The sequence below is a fragment of the Brevibacillus laterosporus LMG 15441 genome (assembly GCF_000219535.2).
Classification (GTDB): domain Bacteria; phylum Bacillota; class Bacilli; order Brevibacillales; family Brevibacillaceae; genus Brevibacillus_B; species Brevibacillus_B halotolerans.
This window is the reverse complement of sequence record NZ_CP007806.1, coordinates 3,506,247-3,522,970: the sequence shown is the minus strand read 5'-3', so window position 1 is coordinate 3,522,970 and position 16,724 is coordinate 3,506,247. Positions and strand designations below refer to the sequence as shown.

Annotated in this window: 28 protein-coding genes and 4 pseudogenes; 23 read left to right on the top strand and 9 right to left on the bottom strand. The window is 36.5% G+C overall.

Going from position 1 to position 16,724, the window contains the following annotated elements:
• Positions 1-82: 82 nt before the first annotated feature.
• Together BRLA_RS24820 and BRLA_RS15310 are read right to left on the bottom strand one after the other, a co-directional pair.
• Positions 83-249 (bottom strand): annotated as a pseudogene (locus BRLA_RS24820) (Spo0E family sporulation regulatory protein-aspartic acid phosphatase).
• A 492-nt stretch (positions 250-741) separates the two neighbouring features.
• A pseudogene (locus BRLA_RS15310) lies at positions 742-1,116 on the bottom strand (hypothetical protein); the annotation flags it as partial.
• Positions 1,117-1,265: 149 nt separating this feature from the next.
• Between BRLA_RS15310 and BRLA_RS24315 the strand changes: the two are divergent.
• From BRLA_RS24315 to BRLA_RS15300, 5 genes and pseudogenes are all read left to right on the top strand, one after another.
• Positions 1,266-1,427, top strand: coding sequence for a hypothetical protein (locus BRLA_RS24315; protein ID WP_003337059.1), 162 nt, complete (start codon positions 1,266-1,268; stop codon positions 1,425-1,427).
• A complete protein-coding gene (locus tag BRLA_RS24310) occupies positions 1,424-1,585 on the top strand; it encodes a hypothetical protein (protein ID WP_162988357.1) in 162 nt (53 codons plus the stop codon). Before BRLA_RS24315 ends, BRLA_RS24310 begins: the two co-directional genes overlap by 4 nt.
• Positions 1,586-1,587: 2 nt before the next feature.
• Complete coding sequence (locus BRLA_RS25030; protein WP_272898018.1) at positions 1,588-1,716, top strand: CD1375 family protein; 129 nt, start codon at positions 1,588-1,590, stop codon at positions 1,714-1,716.
• A 204-nt stretch (positions 1,717-1,920) separates the two neighbouring features.
• Positions 1,921-2,076: a hypothetical protein gene (locus BRLA_RS24815; RefSeq protein ID WP_003337062.1), complete on the top strand. Its 156-nt coding sequence runs from the start codon at positions 1,921-1,923 to the stop codon at positions 2,074-2,076.
• Between the two features lie 306 nt (positions 2,077-2,382).
• Positions 2,383-2,726 (top strand): annotated as a pseudogene (locus tag BRLA_RS15300) (YolD-like family protein).
• Between the two features lie 197 nt (positions 2,727-2,923).
• Here the strand turns inward: BRLA_RS15300 and BRLA_RS24810 are convergent.
• Both BRLA_RS24810 and BRLA_RS24805 read right to left on the bottom strand, forming a co-directional pair.
• A complete protein-coding gene (locus BRLA_RS24810) occupies positions 2,924-3,085 on the bottom strand; it encodes a hypothetical protein (protein WP_003337065.1) in 162 nt (53 codons plus the stop codon).
• A 21-nt stretch (positions 3,086-3,106) separates the two neighbouring features.
• Positions 3,107-3,706 carry a hypothetical protein gene (locus BRLA_RS24805; protein WP_003337066.1) on the bottom strand — a complete coding sequence of 200 codons (600 nt, stop codon included), beginning with the start codon at positions 3,704-3,706 and terminating at the stop codon, positions 3,107-3,109.
• On the opposite strand from BRLA_RS24805, the pseudogene BRLA_RS25345 reads away from it, so the two are divergent.
• A pseudogene (locus tag BRLA_RS25345) lies at positions 3,691-3,955 on the top strand (YolD-like family protein). The gene BRLA_RS24805 and the pseudogene BRLA_RS25345 sit on opposite strands and share 16 nt — an antisense overlap.
• Before the next feature lie 780 nt (positions 3,956-4,735).
• Here BRLA_RS25345 and BRLA_RS25025 read toward each other — a convergent pair.
• From BRLA_RS25025 to BRLA_RS15280, 3 genes are all read right to left on the bottom strand, one after another.
• Positions 4,736-4,867, bottom strand: a complete 132-nt coding sequence (locus BRLA_RS25025) for a hypothetical protein (RefSeq protein WP_003337070.1) — start codon at positions 4,865-4,867, stop codon at positions 4,736-4,738.
• 484 nt (positions 4,868-5,351) lie between these two features.
• Positions 5,352-6,491 carry a site-specific integrase gene (locus BRLA_RS15285; RefSeq protein WP_003337072.1) on the bottom strand — a complete coding sequence of 380 codons (1,140 nt, stop codon included), beginning with the start codon at positions 6,489-6,491 and terminating at the stop codon, positions 5,352-5,354.
• A gap of 63 nt (positions 6,492-6,554) precedes the next feature.
• Entirely contained in the window at positions 6,555-6,767 is a 213-nt protein-coding gene (locus BRLA_RS15280; protein ID WP_041752285.1) for a helix-turn-helix domain-containing protein, read from the bottom strand.
• Between the two features lie 167 nt (positions 6,768-6,934).
• Between BRLA_RS15280 and BRLA_RS15275 the strand changes: the two genes are divergently transcribed.
• From BRLA_RS15275 to BRLA_RS24060, 5 genes are all read left to right on the top strand, one after another.
• A complete protein-coding gene (locus BRLA_RS15275) occupies positions 6,935-7,744 on the top strand; it encodes a hypothetical protein (protein WP_003337074.1) in 810 nt (269 codons plus the stop codon).
• Positions 7,745-7,837: 93 nt separating this feature from the next.
• A complete protein-coding gene (locus BRLA_RS25155; protein ID WP_338012098.1) occupies positions 7,838-7,939 on the top strand; it encodes a putative holin-like toxin in 102 nt (33 codons plus the stop codon).
• Between the two features lie 675 nt (positions 7,940-8,614).
• On the top strand, positions 8,615-9,925 hold the full coding sequence (locus BRLA_RS15270) for a helix-turn-helix domain-containing protein (protein WP_041752284.1): 1,311 nt from the start codon (positions 8,615-8,617) through the stop codon (positions 9,923-9,925).
• Position 9,926: 1 nt separating this feature from the next.
• Positions 9,927-10,073 (top strand): hypothetical protein, encoded by a 147-nt coding sequence (locus BRLA_RS24065; RefSeq protein ID WP_003337078.1) that lies wholly within the window; start codon positions 9,927-9,929, stop codon positions 10,071-10,073.
• A 177-nt stretch (positions 10,074-10,250) separates the two neighbouring features.
• On the top strand, positions 10,251-10,406 hold the full coding sequence (locus BRLA_RS24060; protein WP_003337079.1) for a hypothetical protein: 156 nt from the start codon (positions 10,251-10,253) through the stop codon (positions 10,404-10,406).
• Positions 10,407-10,435: 29 nt separating this feature from the next.
• On the opposite strand, the gene BRLA_RS22880 is transcribed toward BRLA_RS24060, so the two are convergent.
• Positions 10,436-10,813, bottom strand: a complete 378-nt coding sequence (locus BRLA_RS22880; protein WP_051876125.1) for a helix-turn-helix domain-containing protein — start codon at positions 10,811-10,813, stop codon at positions 10,436-10,438.
• A gap of 170 nt (positions 10,814-10,983) precedes the next feature.
• Here BRLA_RS22880 and BRLA_RS15260 point away from each other — a divergent pair, with 170 nt between their 5' ends.
• From BRLA_RS15260 to BRLA_RS15235, 6 genes are all read left to right on the top strand, one after another.
• Positions 10,984-11,178: a helix-turn-helix transcriptional regulator gene (locus BRLA_RS15260; protein ID WP_041752282.1), complete on the top strand. Its 195-nt coding sequence runs from the start codon at positions 10,984-10,986 to the stop codon at positions 11,176-11,178.
• A 34-nt stretch (positions 11,179-11,212) separates the two neighbouring features.
• Positions 11,213-11,998, top strand: coding sequence for a Rha family transcriptional regulator (locus BRLA_RS15255; protein WP_003337082.1), 786 nt, complete (start codon positions 11,213-11,215; stop codon positions 11,996-11,998).
• Positions 11,999-12,012: 14 nt separating this feature from the next.
• Positions 12,013-12,234 (top strand): helix-turn-helix domain-containing protein, encoded by a 222-nt coding sequence (locus BRLA_RS15250; protein ID WP_003337083.1) that lies wholly within the window; start codon positions 12,013-12,015, stop codon positions 12,232-12,234.
• A 124-nt stretch (positions 12,235-12,358) separates the two neighbouring features.
• Entirely contained in the window at positions 12,359-12,628 is a 270-nt protein-coding gene (locus BRLA_RS15245) for a group-specific protein (protein ID WP_041752280.1), read from the top strand.
• A 160-nt stretch (positions 12,629-12,788) separates the two neighbouring features.
• Entirely contained in the window at positions 12,789-12,971 is a 183-nt protein-coding gene (locus BRLA_RS15240) for a hypothetical protein (RefSeq protein WP_041752278.1), read from the top strand.
• Positions 12,955-13,230 carry a hypothetical protein gene (locus BRLA_RS15235; RefSeq protein WP_003337086.1) on the top strand — a complete coding sequence of 92 codons (276 nt, stop codon included), beginning with the start codon at positions 12,955-12,957 and terminating at the stop codon, positions 13,228-13,230. Before BRLA_RS15240 ends, BRLA_RS15235 begins: the two co-directional genes overlap by 17 nt.
• Here the strand turns inward: BRLA_RS15235 and BRLA_RS15230 are convergent.
• Complete coding sequence (locus tag BRLA_RS15230; protein ID WP_003337088.1) at positions 13,227-13,931, bottom strand: hypothetical protein; 705 nt, start codon at positions 13,929-13,931, stop codon at positions 13,227-13,229. The genes BRLA_RS15235 and BRLA_RS15230 overlap by 4 nt on opposite strands.
• A 61-nt stretch (positions 13,932-13,992) precedes the next feature.
• Here BRLA_RS15230 and BRLA_RS15225 point away from each other — a divergent pair, with 61 nt between their 5' ends.
• From BRLA_RS15225 to BRLA_RS15200, 6 genes are all read left to right on the top strand, one after another.
• Positions 13,993-14,229 carry a hypothetical protein gene (locus tag BRLA_RS15225; RefSeq protein WP_003337089.1) on the top strand — a complete coding sequence of 79 codons (237 nt, stop codon included), beginning with the start codon at positions 13,993-13,995 and terminating at the stop codon, positions 14,227-14,229.
• The gene (locus BRLA_RS15220; protein WP_003337090.1) at positions 14,213-14,470 is read left to right on the top strand and encodes a hypothetical protein; all 258 of its coding nucleotides are present in this window, start codon (positions 14,213-14,215) and stop codon (positions 14,468-14,470) included. Before BRLA_RS15225 ends, BRLA_RS15220 begins: the two co-directional genes overlap by 17 nt.
• A gap of 73 nt (positions 14,471-14,543) precedes the next feature.
• Positions 14,544-14,750 carry a hypothetical protein gene (locus BRLA_RS15215; protein ID WP_236867857.1) on the top strand — a complete coding sequence of 69 codons (207 nt, stop codon included), beginning with the start codon at positions 14,544-14,546 and terminating at the stop codon, positions 14,748-14,750.
• A 17-nt stretch (positions 14,751-14,767) separates the two neighbouring features.
• Positions 14,768-14,986: a hypothetical protein gene (locus BRLA_RS15210; RefSeq protein WP_003337092.1), complete on the top strand. Its 219-nt coding sequence runs from the start codon at positions 14,768-14,770 to the stop codon at positions 14,984-14,986.
• 81 nt (positions 14,987-15,067) lie between these two features.
• A complete protein-coding gene (locus BRLA_RS15205) occupies positions 15,068-15,949 on the top strand; it encodes a hypothetical protein (RefSeq protein ID WP_003337093.1) in 882 nt (293 codons plus the stop codon).
• The gene (locus tag BRLA_RS15200; protein ID WP_003337094.1) at positions 15,924-16,718 is read left to right on the top strand and encodes a PD-(D/E)XK nuclease-like domain-containing protein; all 795 of its coding nucleotides are present in this window, start codon (positions 15,924-15,926) and stop codon (positions 16,716-16,718) included. Before BRLA_RS15205 ends, BRLA_RS15200 begins: the two co-directional genes overlap by 26 nt.
• Positions 16,719-16,724: the final 6 nt, after the last annotated feature.

Below are 16,724 nucleotides of genomic sequence, written 5' to 3'. Positions count from 1 at the left end.
ATAGCTGAAAAACGGCTTTAATAATTATTTCCCCTACTGGGCTTTGTAAAGTTTCCCGTACAGCTTAATTCATATCGATCAACTAGCGTCTAAGCTTCTGAAAGATAACGATGTATTTATCTAGTTGTTGCCTCATTTGTAGTACGGCTGGGTGTAGAAAGAGCCTTTTTTGTAATACAACATCTCTAATTCTTGGCGGAGGATTTCTATAACCTTCTGTAGATCATCTTTCGATTGGGTATTTACCATTTCACATTCCTTCATTGAGTGATACAATCATCCGAATAACAATTTTTGTTATTCACGACAGGGGCGTTCCAATTAGTTTGATGGCTAGGGGAACGTCCTTTTGAAGTGTAAACAAATCTAATTAAATCCCTCCTTTCTTCCTTTTGTGCAATATTTTACCAATCGTATTGTTCTTTCTACAAAATAGAAAAAAATCGAAACGTTCAACAGAATTTGACAAATTATTATATAATCCGCACTTTGTTATAAATAAAAAGAACACCACTCTGTAAAAAGTGTGGTGTTCACTGGAAAATTTCAAATGATTAATGTAAAACACCTTCCATTTCCGTAAAAGGTTGAAAGATGTTTTATATGTTCATTGTATAGGGTTTGTGGGAGGGCAATTTATAAGCTGTTCTTCTTGCTTAATCATAACACAAGGAAGAAGATAAGCACGGTATTAGATACACAGTGTTCTATTCTTTTTTCATTTTCCATTCACTTTACTTTTCAATTTTGAGGATCAATATGAATTTGGCCTTTCCAAGAACCAGCTACTTTTCCAATTCTATTTATAGTTACATCTAATGTAATTGGTTGTTTAAAGGATTCTTTCCCTTCAGGACCTTCAACAAATGTAATGATACCCTCTGGTCTATCTTTATCACGAATACCTACATGCGTTAATTCTTTTCCTGCTGCTGTTAATTTGAATGGTAAACTATCTGAACCTTGAATAAATGATGATTGTGAGAAGCTACCATCTTTCGTATAATATTCAGGATTTTCTTCTTGTTGGCCATTTGTTTTTCCATCGTTTTTAAGGTTTAATCCTGTTGTGTCAAATTCAAACGGTACCAAACTTCTATCTATTTTTTCAATTCGGAAAAACATGTTTTGTGACAAAAATTTTTATTTATTATGTACAAAAAAAGCATTCATCTTTCAATGAGATGAATGCAGAATGTGATAGTTTCTCCTGGTGCAGATTATAAAATCGAGGTGTGTAACAATGCATTTGACGAGTCGCCTACGTGGAAGACGCAACTAAGCGTGTTAAATTCAATCGAGGCTTCATCTTCACCAACAAGGAAAAAACAGCAGAAAAATGGGGCGTTAGTGTACGCTTTGTTTTTGTTAAAGGAGTTGCAACTGAGCCTGTGATTGTAAGAGGATTCGGGGGTGCATTCGATTGATTCTGATTAAGTCAATGGATTTAGCTGAAATGGAACATGAGCGCGAGAAGGATAAAATCTCGCCAGAGTTAATAGAAGCCTATGAAGCTATTGCTCAGTTGCAAGAGATAGTCATAAAAATGGAAGCCAAAATAAAAACACTCGAAGGAGCAAAGTAGGAATGGTTAAAGCGTATATGATTAATGTGTACAGCCTATTGGTTAAAGTCGGTCGCAGAGAAATTGAATCTTTACCGGAAGTTTATAGAATTCCCGTAGCTGAATATTTAGCTGAACAAACTGAATCATAAAACGCCTTTTCCGATCTGGAGAGGGCGTTTTTTCATGGGGAGCTGCGGTTCCCTATTTTATTTTCCTTAAGGGGTGATAAGGAGAAAGGAAGCATGGAAGAGAGTGTAATGAACGCATTACTCTAACAGGGGCCGTTTGCTGTTCTGTTTGTTTGGCTATTATTCTCTACCAAAAAAGAGGGGAGAGATCGCGAGGCTCGACTAGTGAAACAGGCTCAAGCACGTGAAACCAAGCTCATGGAGCATAACGAGCGAATAGTAATCGAATTAGAACGTAATACCACTACATTGCAACAGATTGAGCGCAGTCTAAACGGCTTGGAAAATGAATTACAAGAACTAAAGGAAAAGGTGGGATAAGGATGATAGAAATTGGTTTAGTTATTGCGGTAGTAATGGCGTCAGGAGCATGGCTGAAAACGCGGAGTTGGTTTCTAAAGAAGGTTTACATAAGACTTTACATAAATCATATCATATCGAGTTTTGTTAAGGAACTATAGTACGTAATTGTAAATGGTTATTGGGTATTATCCAAATCACTATTCTGCTCAAACCCCAGACGGATAGTCTTTTTTTATTAATAAACATGTAATTTTACCCATTGCATAAATTCCTCATTATCAAACAAAACAAGAACACGCATTCGTATTTCGAGGAGATGTTTTGATGGCTCGCAAAATTCTTGATCCACTTGTAACGAAATTCATCTTGCCAGAGCATGCAGAAATGTTACGCCAGTATCACGAGGATAAGAAACTAATTAGGAAATCGATCATTGAAGAGGATGAGTTAGCCGAGTTTTGTTACAAGATTTCTGACTCACGTCACAGTATGACTATCCTCTTACAATTAGCTGGTGGAAAGAAACGAATGAGGGTAGAGGAGTAATTAAATCAGCTCGGGGATGGAAAGAGAAGTTTGATTCAACGTTTAAACAGATCAAGTTAAAGAATAATGAAGATTTTTGGTGGATACCTGCTGAGGATGTAGTGAGAGTAGAGAATACATAAATCTACTCTCACTTGGTTTCACGCCTGATTTTTAATCAATCATCTTCACAATGGACAAATATATATTTAAAGTCATCCTCGTTTATTAAATGGTTTATTATTTCCTCTATTCTTTTTCTACTAACGTTATCAACCAAAATCATATCACTTGCCCATAGATAAGCACCTTTTAAATTCTCACCAGTTTTTTTATTTTTTTATTGGAGTGTCTTTATATTTTCATAGGTGAAGAATGTTGCGACCCACTTTGAGTTGTCTGATAACGTTACCATTACATCAACATTGTTATCGTAAATGTCGTAATTTTTATCTTCTGACTGCTCTACATTGATCCAAATTTCTTTTACTACATGTTTCATATTTTTCTCCTTATGATTGTGTTATTTTCTTTTTTTTCCGTATATTTCTTCTAGACGTTCAATAACTTTAGATTGATTTCTTTTATCTGACTTTGCCAGTATTTCAACGGTATCTCCTTCAGTTCTTAGATATACTCTAGCTCCATTTTTTGAACGAAGCTCAAAAACCCCATTAGAAAGATAGTTGTTCCCTGAACCAGGATTACTATTTCCTTTTAAATACTCATTGAGTAAATGATTTGCTTCAGCTTGAAGCTTTTTATCTTTCATTGCTTTTTCAGTTTCGCGTATAAGAAAAGAATCTTCATCGATTCTTGAATTAACATAATATTTTCCAATTTTCTTTCGGCCATTTAAAACCTTATTAGCAAAACTAGCTATATCATCACCATGCTCTTTTAAAAGATTATATGCTTTTTTACCGGCCTTTGCACCTTTTCCTGCAGGGAATAGAGAGAGAATTGGGAATCCTTTCTCTGCATCACTAGCTTTTGGATCAAAAATTGTTTTTACATCATCTAAAATTAAGAAGTCCAGTCCTGCTTTGGCAGCGTCTATTAAATAAAAAAGTATATTTTTTAGTGAAAAAATGTATATATAAAAAGATGATAGCAGCTTCACGGGATAAGAAACTAATCGAGAAACCAATTATTGAAGAGGATGAGCTGGCCGAGTTTTGCTACATGATATCTGACCCACGTCATATGACTATGCCCTGACTATGGTGGAAAGAGACAAAGGGGGGTAAAGGTGTGATAGAATCCGCTTGGGGATGGGTCAACGTTTAAGAGGATCAAGTTAAAGAATGATAAGGATTTTTGGTGGATACCTGTAGAAGATGTATTGAGAGTAGACAACGCAATGAAGTAAATGACAAGCAAAAAAGCTAAAAATAATCATTGTTAATCGCAATAAAATAGCGTAGTTGCGCTTCATTCATCTTATGTGCAAGGTAATAATTAAATTATGATTTATTCATATAAATTTGCTCATATGTTCATTTATAGTTGACCCATATGAGTCATATAGTTATAATATTCATATAATTATAATAATTATGAATACATAGAGAAAGTAGGTTAACTATGAAAAAAATGATAGCAATTTCTTTTTTGTCTTTGGCGGTAGTTGGATTATCCTTTTTTCCAACTAACATTCAGGCATCTGGTATTCCGTGGACTACATATCCGGGTATAGATCCGACTAAAGGTTATAGTGGTGGTGGCTATGAATGCCACAACCCACATGACTGCTGAAAATAGATACTACCTGTGAAAACTATGAAGACCTGAGTTATTCTATATATGTTGAACGAATGAATGCAGCGGAATGGGTTCTACAGCAAAGACATCCCATATCCTACATGCAAAGCATTCGTTCAGCTAATATAGTAAAAAAGCTGCTGGAGATATATCATTGGATTAAGCTGCTGATTATTCAGCGGCTTTTTATTTTGGGGGATTGCATACTGGGCTTTTCCAAGTATGCTTCACATATATGATGTGGTGTCGGAATAGGTAGACGAAAATCAGGTATAGGGGAGCTATTCGGGGCTTGGTAAGTAGTATGCGTTGGCCGAATGGAGATGGAAAGCAGTACGCAAGGCGATACATCTACCCATAGCAATAAAACGAGGCGTCCAGTCCACGCCTACCCTATATCATGCAAGGGATAATGCGTCAGCGTCAGTCCTTCTTTATAGTACAGAGGGAGAAGGTTGATCACCCGTTCCAGCAGATCAAATAAGAGAATGATGAAGATTTTTGGTGGATACCAGTTCATAAGGAAGACCGCCCAAGTTATCCGAGAGGTTTTTACATTTTTAAGTTCCTTGAAAACTTGCTCTCCTTCTCACTAAGACGGGTCTGATTCAGCAATAGCTTTTTCTGTCAGTTCCATATAGCCTAATATGAGACGAGTTTTACTGTCGTACACTTCAATTATTTTGATAGCTTCCTTTGAAATATCTCCTTCACTCCTGTTTGATCTATTTGACAACATTGAAAACAAATTTGACAACGCACTTAAGTAAATCAGCTAAATGTACGTTAACTATATCCGTTAAGAATCGCATTAAAAAGCGGTTAATGCGGTCAAATTAACTAATAGAAACACAACTAATCAAACGAGTGATGTAAGCATAAAAAAAGAACACTATTTATATTGGCTTTTAAAGGCTAACAATAACAAGGGTTTTGGTGTGCTTTGTCATAAAAGGAGATAGTTATTTTTACGGAATGACAACAATTTGACAACCTTTATCCTGTTAAAGTTTCCTTGCGTTGGACATAGCTTGATCAAATCGTGCTGCAGATTCCTGTTGCATATCAAAAGTAACATGACTGTATACATTTAATGTCATCTGAATACTGGAATGCCCCAATCGTTCTGAAACTATTTTGGGGTGTTCCCCTATTTTTAACATAATTGAGGCGTGAGTATGTCTCAGGTCATGAAATCGAATATCAGGAATTTCTAGAGATTGAATAAACCTTTTAAAATGATTGTGAACATATTGAGGATTAAGTGGTGTTCCATCCTTTTTTGCAATGATGTAGTCATTATCTTGATAGCCTTCTCCGAACAGTTTTTTATCTTCTTGCTGAAGATTTTTATGGTTTATTAGTTCGTTAATAATGGATTGTGGAATAGATATCACCCGGTTTGATCTTCCCGTTTTTGTCTCCTGACTGATAATACCTTGCCCCGGGATATAAGTTAAAGATTTATTTACACTTATTTTCCCCTGATCTAATAAACAATCTTTCCATTTTAGTGCAAGTATCTCACCTCTTCTCATTCCTGTATAAATAGCAAGTAGGTACAGCATGTAGTAATGCGGTTTGTCTTTTTTAACTGCCTTCAAAAACAGATTAGCTTCCTCCAACGTCCATACTTTCATTTGTTTACGTTTACGACTAGGTGCATCAACTTGTGAAAGTATATTATTCTTTATGACTCCCCATTTAACAGCTGTATTAAAGGAATTTGTAAGGATACTGTGTAAATAATTTACGTATTCTTCTGATACATTTTCTGATAATAACTTTGAGTAATATCTCATTACTTGTACTGGTTTAATATCTAACAACTTATACATTCCGAAAGTTGGTATAAGTCTTGATTTTATGGCGCTTGTATAACCAGCCAAAGTTGTTGCTCTTAATGTTGGCTTGGCCACTGTATCTAACCAGTCTAAGATAAATTCTCCAAATGTAATTTTACTTTCATTCACGTATGATCCATTTTCAATTTGCGTAATTAGTTCAGCACAAGCTTTTTCAGCCTCTTTTTTTGTCTTAAAACCACTTACAGTTTTTTGTTTTCTTTTTCCGGTAGTAGGATCAGGACCTATATCAACACTAAACGACCATCTTGATCCTCTTTTACTGAAATGTCCCTTCAAAATCTAACTCCTCCTTTTTGAAAAATCAAAAAAAACAATGTAGGCGTATCAAGTCAGATACGCCTATTCACTTTTGTCTGGAACATGCTCCATAATATCCTCGATCTTGCAATCCAAATGAGTACAGATTTTATCAAGTACTTCTAGTGCTACATACTCGTCCTTGCCCATCTTTGCGAGTGTAGATGGTGATAAGTGTATAGCATCTCTAAGATCAACACGTTTCATATCCCTATCAATTAGTAATTTCCAAAGAGGTTTGAAAGTAAATGGCAAGATATCACCCTCCCTATATTTGTTTATATAAATTATACATGAGGAACAAGTAAAAGTACAAGAAGTTATATTTAAGGTATTGACTTTATGTTTGATTGTAAATATATTTTAGATATAATAAATCATATTTTTGATACTCTTTTTTGTACATATTAGGGGTGGTTGTAATGTTTACAGAAGAACAAATTAAAACTATGAGAGAGTTAAGCTCTTTCAGGACAAAAGAGCAGTTAAGGGAATCAATACGGCTGCGTTTAAATCAACTTAAAGAAAAATTAGCCCCTTCAACAATGAAAGTGTTAGATGTGATTAGAAAGCGTGCAATGAACTCCTCACAGGGAACCCTAGGTGTTGCCTATCTCTTAATTGATTCTATATGTAAGATGGCTAAAACGAGCCGTGCGAGCGTTGAAAGAGGCATAAGAAAGCTAGAGCAGGTGGGGATTATCAAACGTATTGCCACAGCTAGAAAAACGGGGCTTCAGGGCGCTAATATGTTTGTCTTTTTACCCTCAAATGACGGGGTTGAAATGATGGGGTTAGACAAAGGGGATAAGCCAATAGTATCAAGCTCAGAGGCTGACAAAGGCAAGTCTAATACAAGGGTTTTTAATACTGCTAAAAACCAAAAAGAAAAGAATAAAGATAACGTTAAAGTGACTCGGCTGGAAAAGGATTTGACAGTGATTCCAAGCTACGTCCCGAAAGAATTTGTTAAAGCAATCAAACCAGCATTCCCTCACGGGGCAGTTATCAAACAGTTTTGGAGTAGAGTAGTTATGTTTAAGCGCATAACAGGCTGGGAAAGAAACGAGAATGTCATACCTGTCGCCTTAGATGCGTGGGAATACACAAAAAATGCGTATAAACGGGATCAGAAGGAGTGGGGGTTAGATAGATTCCTAAGATGTTTTTACGGGACAATGAAGCGGATAGAGGAGAAGAGAACCAAAGAGCTGGTTGCTCAGTGGGCATAATAAAACTATATACCAAATATTCCATTTGCTGTTATAATTCACCTTAATATAATAGATAGCTCCTCAAGGGTGGTCGGCTCACTCCTATTCCAAATGGAAGGGGGTGAAGCTATGACGGTATTTCAAGCATTGACACTCATGATTTCTTTTGCAACTTTGGTCGTGTTAATACTGTCTTTCCATAAAAAGAAGTAGATCACCCTTGAGTTTAGCACCTCAGTGATCTACTTCACCTGTAAATGAGCTACCCCTTTGAAGGGACAGTCTATTATATGACCGTGGGTGTTGGCAGCACCTGCGGTCTTTTTTATTATACGTATTTACGTTTAGTTTAACACAGAATAGGTCTAAACTAAACTCATTTATCACGGAGAAAAAAACGTGTTTTTATCTTTTTTAACAAAGTAATATACGATGAGTAATATGTATAAGTAAAGATAAATCGTTCCGGGTTAATGGCTGGGTTAAATCAAACAAAAACATAATGAATCTATCCCAAATTAACGCTATAATATGGAATTTAACAAATAACTATTCCAAAATTTTCATAAAAAGGTCTAGCTTAGAAAGTTAAATTTTGTTAAGATAAAGAAAAATTTAGTGAAAATAAAAAGCAAGCCAACATGCCTAACTAGATTGGGGAATCCAGTTAGGTCTGACCACCGAACCAGACTCGGTGAACAGAAGCACTTTTCGTACCCGTCGGCTTACTTGCTATCCATTGTAGCGAGTTTTCAAATTTTTGTCATTAGTTATTATTCAGTTACTGGCAAAAGTTTAGCTGATGGGCGAACGTTTCCTTGTGGAGAAAGCTCTGTCACTAGAAAGCAAACGGTGATGGTGCTTTTTGTTTAAGAGGGGGATATTTTTGTGAACAGTAGTACCTTAGGTCAATTAATTCATACTTACCGTAAGAAATGCGGTAAGTCTATAGCAGATTTAAAAAAAGAAACAAACATCTCAGAGAAGGTATTACGCAGGTTGGAAAGTGATCTGACGAACCAGCCTAAACTTGAAACGATAGAAAAGGTAGCGAAATCATTAGTTATTCCTTTTACTGAAGTTGTTGAAAAGGTTGTACCAATTCAAAAAAATCAAGAGAGGGTAAGAGAGATATTATTTCGAATCTTACCTGAGGCATCTGAGAACCTTTTATCAGATATAGTTCATCAATATGTGACTGTCGGGCAGGATATAAAGAAAGGATTAATTGACGTTTTTAATATTGCGAAGGAAACCAATTCTATTAGTAGCGCTGAAAAATTATATTCGGTCTTAGGGAAACATGCAATGAGTTATCAGGAATGTGGTATCATGGCTTCCTGCATGTTTTATGAGTATATGATAGCTCGTGATCGAGATATATCTAAAAGCTATTATCTAGGAAAGAGGTTAATTGAAGTTTCGAATTTCTTAAACGATGATCAAAAAATAGAAGCCTACTATAAAGTTGGGGTACATGCTTTAATCCTGAAAAAACCCTATGAAAGCAATGAGTTTCTAGGGAAAATAGTATTGGATAACACAATTAAAGATACTATTTTTAAGGAAAAAGCTTATCACGCTTTTTACAACAATTTAATTGATATTGGGGATATTGATAGAGCTGATAAATATTTAGAAGAATACGCTTTAAAATATGATAAATATGAAAGTAACTATTACAAAATAGATAAAGCAATTATTTATGCTAGAAGAAATAATATAGATAAGGCAATAACATTACTAGAAAAATATTTAGAGAATTATGAGTTTCATCACAATACAATTGTTGTTATTAATGAGTTAATGCAACTTTATATTAAAAGTAATAGAATACACGAGGCTAGAAAAATGTATTGCTTTGAAGAGTTGGTCGTTAAAATTTTAGAGAGGAAGAACCTTAAAGGACCTTTTAACGATCTGTATTATGGTTTATACTTACGTATTAAGGGGAGGGTGGAGTTTTTACTAGGTGAAGTTAAAAGTTCCGTAAAAGCTCTCCTGGGGAGTATGCGTATTTTTGCAAAATTAGGTTTGCGACAAGAGTTTTTAGAGAGTATGGAATTGTTGTATAAACTTAATGCAACTCAAGTTACAGGCTTGTATACTTCTGGCAAAAGTATGATAGATATTGATTCTCAACTCGTTATTTCAGATTTATTAAATATGGTAATCCAAAAAGGAAAGAGAGGTTTGTAGCATGAAAAAACTATTTGCTTCTTCTCTAGTTTTGTTTGCTTTTCTTTTAATGTCTTCTTCGATGGTTAGTACGGAGGAATCAGTTCAGGTAACCGCTGAAAAAGCCACAGCACATTTCATCCAATACAGTACTGCACCTGATTGGTAGACCAAATTTATTGAACAGTAACTTTTTTTGTTAATTAAGCCCCCTATAAAAGGGGCTTTTTTCGTGTCGAATTTCCATATAATTTGTCGAAGGTACAAAAACGTGTCCCTCATAATATAATTAATTACAAACACATAATGTAAAAATGAGACGGGGTTTTAAGGGAGGAGCTCAGGTATGGAAGGGATTAACAACAATGATCAAACTAATTTCGAGAAACTTAATATGATTGCATTTAAACCTGATGAACTCATGCTGCTAAGAACCATACTCCAAGAAAAGACACCTCATGCTCAGCATGCATGCAGTTTATTGAAAGATATCACGAAATAAAATGAAGCCCTTACTCTGAGAGTAGGGCTTCATTTTATTTCGTTCTTAAAATTATTGATGATGTTTTTTACTAAATCATATTGATCAGGTGGTAAGTCTAATATTTTTCTGAATAATTCTTTGTTTTCATCCGAGATGTTTGGATCGTCTAAAATAAGATGACCAGAAGCATCTTCGAGATGTCCAGCAATTCTCATAAGATCCTGATAAGGATAATCATATGCTTGTGCAAACTTTCTTAGTGTATCAGGCGTTGGTATCATTGGCGAATCGGTTTTTCTATTTATCCCAATTTCAATATCTCTAACATATCCATAACTCAAACCTGTTATTTCGCCAACAGCTCGCAAAGATAGCTTTTTCTCTTTCCTTAATTTTTGAAGGGTATCGCCCAATAAATTATTCATTTTCATCCGTCCTTGTCGTTTCTATACTACATATTGTAGTGTATATACCACAAAAATAAAAGAGATAATGTGTTCTTGTTTTTTTTTAGAAATTATTGGTTGACTTTTGTGTGATTCGACTCTACAATTAAAAATGTAGGGTCGACACAACGGAACGCGAGGTGAGAAAAATGAAAAATAAAATTAGGTGTTTACGAAAGTCTGAGGATTTTAATATTTCTCAAGAAGACCTTGCAAAGGAACTTGGTGTCCACAGAGATACGATCACAAGAGTAGAAAACGGAAGAAATCCCTCTGGTGAATTAATGCTTAAAATCTCCCACTATTTTAATAAAGATGCTAGGGAGATTTTTTATTGCGAATGATGTGGTGTCAACACTACGAAAAGAGGTTGAATAAATGAACCAATTAGTTTTCATTCAGCACAATCGGGTAGTTACGGATAGCTTAACAATTGCTGAGGTTTTCAATAAGGAGCATAAAAATGTAATGCGTGATATTGAAAATCAAATTGAGAAGTTAACAGAAGCGGGAGAACAAGAATGGGGTCTGCTCAACTTTGAGCTTACCCAATACCAGCACCCACAGAACAAGCAAATGTACTCCAAGTACGATTTAACAGAAGATGCTTTCGCAATTGTGGCAATGAGCTATGTAACACCTGAAGCCATGAAAATGAAGGTTAGATTTCTAGAAGAGTTTAAGCGGATGCGTGAGCAACTTCAGGAAACTGACAAGCCAAAAACACACCTCGAAATCCTACAAGCCTCTATATCGCAATTGGTTGATCAAGAGAGGCGTCTAGCAGCTGTGGAAGCCAGACAAGAGCATATTACAGAGGTTCTCAGCCTGAACCCAACAGAGTGGCGAAAGAAGGTCAATTCACTCATTAACAAAATGGCAAAAAAACTAGGCGGTTTTGGATCTTACTCTGATATTCGGAACGAGATTTTTCAAAGGTTAGAGGAACGATCAAAATGTAAGCTCTCTATTCGTACAACCAATATACAGAAAAGAATGGCTTTAGAAGGTGTATCAAAATCAAAAATTGATAAGGTAAACGCTTTGGATGCGATCGCTGAAGATGCGCGCTTAACCGAAATTTATCTAGCAATTGTAAAAGAAATGGCTATTCACTACAAAGTGGGAATGGTCTCAGAAACGGACAAGCAAATTGCGAATTAAAGGAGGGGGTTTTTATGCAAACAATTGAAGAAATGCCTCAGATTCTAACCGCCCAGCACATCGCGTCATATCTACACATATCTGTTCGTAGATCCTATGAATTAATGGAGTTAAAAGGTTTCCCATTGATTCGGCTGGGAAGAAGCAAAAGGGTTACTAAAGAAGGATTTATCCGCTGGCTTGAAGATCAGCAACAGGATAGGTGTTTGAAAACAGACAAGCAGAGTTATTCATAAGAGCTCTCATAAAGCAAATAACATTAGATAGTTTATTGTTTTTTTGATATGGAGATTCTTGATGAAAGGGGGAAGTTCAAATATGAACCAGCTCTAAGTAATTAGCTAAGGAGCGATGTTAGCAATGATTAAGGTAGAAATTGATGAGATTGAAGTTAGAAGAATGTATCTGGAGAAGTTGAAGGAGAAGATGAAGGAAGTTGAGTCTGAATTAGTTTTTTGGGATTCAAAGGAGTTAATGCGGAGAACTTGCATGTGTTGGAACACAATACAGGATAAATTTTTCTTCGATCCAAGGTTTCCTAAATTCAAAGTAGGAGGTAAGTGGTATTTTCCAACTAAGGAGACAAGAGAGTTTCTTATTGAATGGCTATATGAACAGCCTAGATATTAACCTCGAAACCATTATTTGTTTCAAAAATGATATAAGGAGATGGCAAATTGAAAATCCTTAACCCAGTTAATCGCGGTTGTTGGCTAGTTTTGATTGGCAAGGCAAAAGACATCCAGAGATTTGCGAGGGAGAACATGAAGGATTTGAAGGAGGTTTGCAAATGAGTGCGGATGATTTCAACCGTCGGCAAGCGGAGATATTAGCTAGGAATTCAAACCGTGAGATGTCTTTAATGCTTCCTGTTTCTGGACAAGCCGTTTGTGATGCTGCAAGGAAGCGTACAGAAGACTTTTGCAAGGAGTATGGGGTTGAGATAGGAGAGGTAAATGTTGAGCCTAGGTAAATGTCGCTTTTGTAAAAAAAGAAAGGCAGTAGCGCATGAAACGGGTGAATGGACCCCAATTTGCGAAGTCTGCCTTGAAGGTACTTTACGAAGCAATATAGGTCTTTTCGCTAACATCAACGAGGAAGAAAAGGAAGAGTTTTTCGATCACGAGATGGATGCACGAGTCAATTGGAAAGCAGTAGTTTCAGAACTCGACTCGGCGTCCAACATAGACGAAATAGAGCAATTGATTGAGAAGTATATGCAGCAAAGTTAAACCATGTTCCATGCATCAATAAAACTTTTCATATTTAAAACTAGATTCCCATCTAGGTATTCGTTATTAGAATTATATCTCATAATCCTAGCGTCATTTTTGATGTTGATGAGAGCAAGAACGGAATCTTCAGTAAGTTGTTCTGGTATTGCTAATTTCATGAGATGAAGCATTAAATCAGCCTTTCCACGATCAAGCTTTTGAGTTAATCCGCCATCATCGGTGCAATAAAGCTTAATAAAATGTGGTACACCTTTGATTCTTAGACCGAGTTCAGGACCAACATTAATATGCAAATTTTCATAATGATAATACTTCTTTTGAGTTTTAAACCATTCAGCTTTAGGATTTCTTTTTAAAAATTTTTTGTAGTTGTTCACTGCAAATCTATAGTTATCTCGGTGATCAATAGGAACACTAGAAGGTATTTGATCTAAAAATGATAATTCAAGTCCTTCTTTATGAAATTTCACAATACCTAGCTTAAGCCTCTTCCAGTAATCGTATTTCGACTCATCATCATAATTTGTGTATTTCCACTCTTTTACTTGTTGCAATCGTTTGTTTGGGTTTAAAAATGAATATTTCATAAATTGAGTAAAACTAATTTTAATTTCATCCATGTCAAATGTCCCTTCATCAAAAATTATAAACCGACACTCGCCAAAGTTCACGGTCTTACGACATAGTTCTACATTCATGAGTAAAATCCTGTAACAAATAGGCTTATTTACCTAAAAACTTGATTAGGAGGTGCCCAACTTGACAGTAGAGGAAAAGAACCAACAGATACATGATATCGATTTGAAAATAGGCAGAATCAAACGGCAATTAACTACTTTGAATGAGATTAACAATGAGTTTGAAAGGGATTTAGCTCCATATAAGGAGCGCTTGCGATTAGGACGTATGCAAGAAATTGAGCTCCAAAACGAATTGATAAGACTGGGCAAAGATAAAATGCAGCTAGGTTGGAAATCACATGAAGCAAATTTCTGATTTTCCAGAGTATGTAGAGCAAACAGAATCACTGAGACAACGAAGACTTGGGCCCACAGCTTTTGATGAACCAGCAGAGTTGATGGAAACGCGGATCGGCTTGGTCATTGAATCGTTGGAAGACATCACCGAAGAGGTGAGGGGCGTCCGTGAGACAGCGAGAGATCGTAGCCCATCTGAGAATAAGGAGTTTGTAAAAAACGAACTAAGGAGGGTTCTGGTGTGGCTGGATGCATGGTAGAAGATCAACGACAAGAGGGCATGTTTGAATACTACAAACGTTCATGGAATCGAAAATTTGAATCATGGAAGGGATGAAGCTAATGCCAGCAATTGAAAACGTTATTCGTGCGTTGAAAAGTGATCGCGCTGAACAACGCATCCCAGTTGCCAGGTTAGAACTCAATTATGAATTGACCACTTTATCAGATGCATTAAAAAGTGGTGATCAAGAACAGATTCAACAGTCCAAAGCAAGGCTTCGTGAACTAAGAAGAGAGCTGCTTCTACTGGAAGCGTAAGAGAGGAGGTGATTGAAATGAGTATAAGGCAAACTCTTAGCAATTTAGAAGATTCAATAGCTGAAATTATTAATTTCAAAGAAGAAACAGATGATCGATATCGTAGTACACCAAATATTCTTACTGCCCTTGCAGAATTTCACGAGCATAAGCTTTCAGCGTTAATTTCCAATTTGGAAAAGATTGAAGAAGAGTTGATTGAGTATGTGGAAGAAAAGGAAATAGACCCTGCGTAGCAGCGCAGAGCCTTCACTAAGTTCACTAATACACCCAGCCCTATGGTAACTTGTTCGGGCTGGAATTTCAAGGAGGATTATATGGAAAATAGCTTAACCCCATCAAACAATCAGTTTACTCCCTCAACTAGACAATCAACAGCACCAGCACAAGCAATGGTGAGTCGCCAAGCACAGGAAGTGCAAGCTGCCATGTATGTAGCAAAGACATTTCCACGTGATGAGTACGATGCTTACAACAGAATCATGAAAGCATGTGATAGAAAAGCTTTAGCAGAAAGTGCGATGTATGAGTTTCCTAGAGGTGGAACCAAAGTAACAGGTCCATCCATACGATTGGCTGAAGTGCTTGCTCAATCATGGGGAAATATTGATTTTGGAGTAATTGAGCTGGAGCAAAAAAACGGAGAGTCTTCAATGATGGCATACGCGTGGGATTTAGAAACTAACACTCGTCAAACAAAAGTTTTCACTGTAAAGCATGAGCGAAAAGCAAGAGGAAAAGTTAATCAACTAGACGATCCACGCGATATTTACGAAATGGTTGCAAACCAAGGAGCTCGTCGCGTTAGAGCATGCATTCTTGGGGTGATTCCTGGAGATATTGTTGACTCCGCAATAGATCGTTGTAAAGAAACTTTAAAAAATGGGCATAAGGAGCCACTACAAGATCGCGTTCGTAATATGATAACCATCTTTGAAACTCAATTCCAAGTGAATAAAGCCATGCTTGAGAAGTACATCGGTTGCGGTGCAGATGCATTTAGCGAAAATGACTTCATTCGTTTATCCAATGTGTATAAAGCCCTTAGGGACGGCATGGGTAAGCGTGAAGATTACTTTGACTTAAAAGCAGGTAGCAGAGAATTGAATTCCAAAACGGAGGAAGCTTTTAAGCAACAACAGCTTCAGCAACCAAGTGACAACAGTGACGGTGATGATAGTGCTACTGGAACTGAATGATCAAAATTATTACTCGCTAGAGGCTGATAGAGAATATATGAGCAATAGCCAGTATAAGGATTTCCGGACTTGTGAGGCTATGGCAATGGCTAAATTGTCAGGTGAATGGAGTAATCCATCGGACATAAATTTATTGCTTGGTTCCTATGTACATGCCTGGTTAGAAGGAACCTTGGAACAATTTAAAGAGAACAATCCATCCTTGTTTACAAAAAAGGGAGAGCTGTACGCTCAGTATCGCCATGCGGACCAGATGATCCAGACATTACAAGAAGATCCCTTTGTCATGCTTGCATTAGAAGGACAAAAGGAAGTAATCGCAACGGCTGAGTTCGCAGATGCCCCATGGAAAATAAAAATGGATGTCTACAATCCTGAACAATGTAGGATTGCTGATCTAAAAACAGTCAGAGACATTAACGGAAAGTATTGGGATAAAAGCCAAGGGTATGTGTCTTTTGTAGAGGCTTATGGATACCTAAGACAAATGGCATTATACCTTGAAATTGAGAGACTGTGGGCGGGCCGTGATACTTGGCTAGAAGCTTTGATTGTGGCGGTTTCTAAGGAAGATCCTCCGGATAAGGCGATAATCGGCTCTGATACAACTCGATTAGGATACGAATTAGAAGAAGTTGTCCAACACATGCCTCGCATCTTGGAAGTCAAGCATGGTTTCGCTGATCCAGTCCGTTGTGAAAAGTGTAAATATTGCAGAGAAACTAAAAAAATAAAGCATATTGTCCATTATCTGGACTTGCTGGAATAGGTGGTG